Origin of the sequence: Cupriavidus sp. WS (assembly GCF_000395345.1) — a bacterium.
Classification (GTDB): Bacteria; Pseudomonadota; Gammaproteobacteria; order Burkholderiales; family Burkholderiaceae; genus Cupriavidus; species Cupriavidus basilensis_B.
Genome location: NZ_AQPL01000504.1, coordinates 1 through 1,481, shown reverse-complemented (window position 1 = coordinate 1,481; position 1,481 = coordinate 1). Strand labels below are relative to the sequence as shown.

Genomic DNA, 1,481 nt, shown 5'->3' with positions numbered 1-1,481 from the left:
CACAAAATTCCTGACACGTCCGGATCGGGGCCGCCATGCCGATAGCAATGCCAGAGCCGAGTCATTGTCACGCAGGGCCCCGTCGGGGCGGGCAGGCATTATCGGTCGTTAGCGACGTTTACCTCACCCATGCCAGACAGAGACAAAGCGCTCGGCATAGCCGACCCCCATCTGCTATTCCGCAATTCGCTCGAACAGGCCACCGATGCCGTCTTCGTGGTGGACGCGGATGGCCAGGTGATCTTCCTGAACGCGGCGGCCGAGACGCTCTGCGGCGCCTGCCGCACGCAGGTGCTCGGCCGGCACGTCGACACGCTGGTGCAGCCGCTGCCCGGCGCCGGCCCGCAGCCGGCCGGCGAGCATGGCGAGCTGCTGCCGGCGGTGCAGGTGCTGCGCCCGGACGGCGGCCGGCGCTTCGGCTTCCTGGCCGAAGCCGTCGCCACACCGGGCGGCGCCGCGCTGCGCACCCTGCTGGTCAAGGTGCCGGACGGCGCCGGCGTCGGCCGCGACGACCATCCGCTGCTGTCGGTGATCGCCGACGAGATCGACAGCGCGGTGCTGGTGGTGGATACCGACTGGCGCATCGTCTACGTCAACGCCGGCCTGACGCGCCTGCTCGGCTACGCGCCGAGCGACATGTTCGGCCGCACGCCCGCCGACGTGCTGGCCGGCGAGTTCACCGACCCCGCCGCCATGCGGCGCCCGCAGGCACAGCGCGCCGCGCCCGCGGTGGAGCGCCACGAGGCGCTGATCTACGCGCGCGGCAACAGCCCGCTGTGGGTGTCGGTCACGGTGCGCCACCTGGTCAGCACGGTGGGTGGGCACCACCACGGCATCGTCATCCTGTCCGACATCACGCAGAAGAAAACCTACGAGCTGCTCCAGCGCAAGGTGCTGCACGCGATGGTGATGGATCAGCCGCTGCCGGCGGTGATGGAGCTGATCTGCCAGGAAGTGCAGCGCGTGGCGCCCTCGGTGGTCGCCTCCGTGCTGCGCGTGGACAGCGAGCGGCGCCTGCGCCCGCTGGCCGCGCCGGCGCTGCCGCCCGAGTACTCGGCGGCGCTCGACGGCGTGCCGGTCGGGGCAGCGGTGGGCTCCTGCGGCACCGCCGCCTGGCTGGGCGAGCCGGTGGTGGTCAGCGACATCGCCACCGACCCGCGCTGGGCGGACTTCCGCCACCTGGCCCTGCCGCTGGGCCTGGCGGCCTGCTGGTCGTACCCGATCAAGGCCGGCGACGGCCGCGTGCTGGCCACGCTGGCCTTCTATTTCCGCAGCGTGCGCGAGCCCGACGCCTTCCACCAGCAGGTGGTGGAAGTCTGCGCCTGGCTGTGCAAGCTGGCCTTCGAGCGCGACGACGCCGCCGAGCGCATCCAGCAGCTCGACCACTACGACTCCCTCACCGGCCTGCCCAACCGCAGCCAGCTGCAGCGCCAGGCCGGCAAGCTGCTGCTGGCGGCGCGCCAGGCCGGCGCCGCGCTGAG

General features: G+C 72.2%; 1 protein-coding gene. It reads left to right on the top strand.

Features of this window, described 5'->3' with window-relative positions; translation table 11 throughout:
• Positions 1-129 precede the first annotated feature (129 nt).
• Positions 130-1,481 (top strand): PAS domain S-box protein (locus tag K206_RS40020; RefSeq protein WP_020206551.1); only part of this gene is annotated, 1,352 nt, incomplete at its 3' end.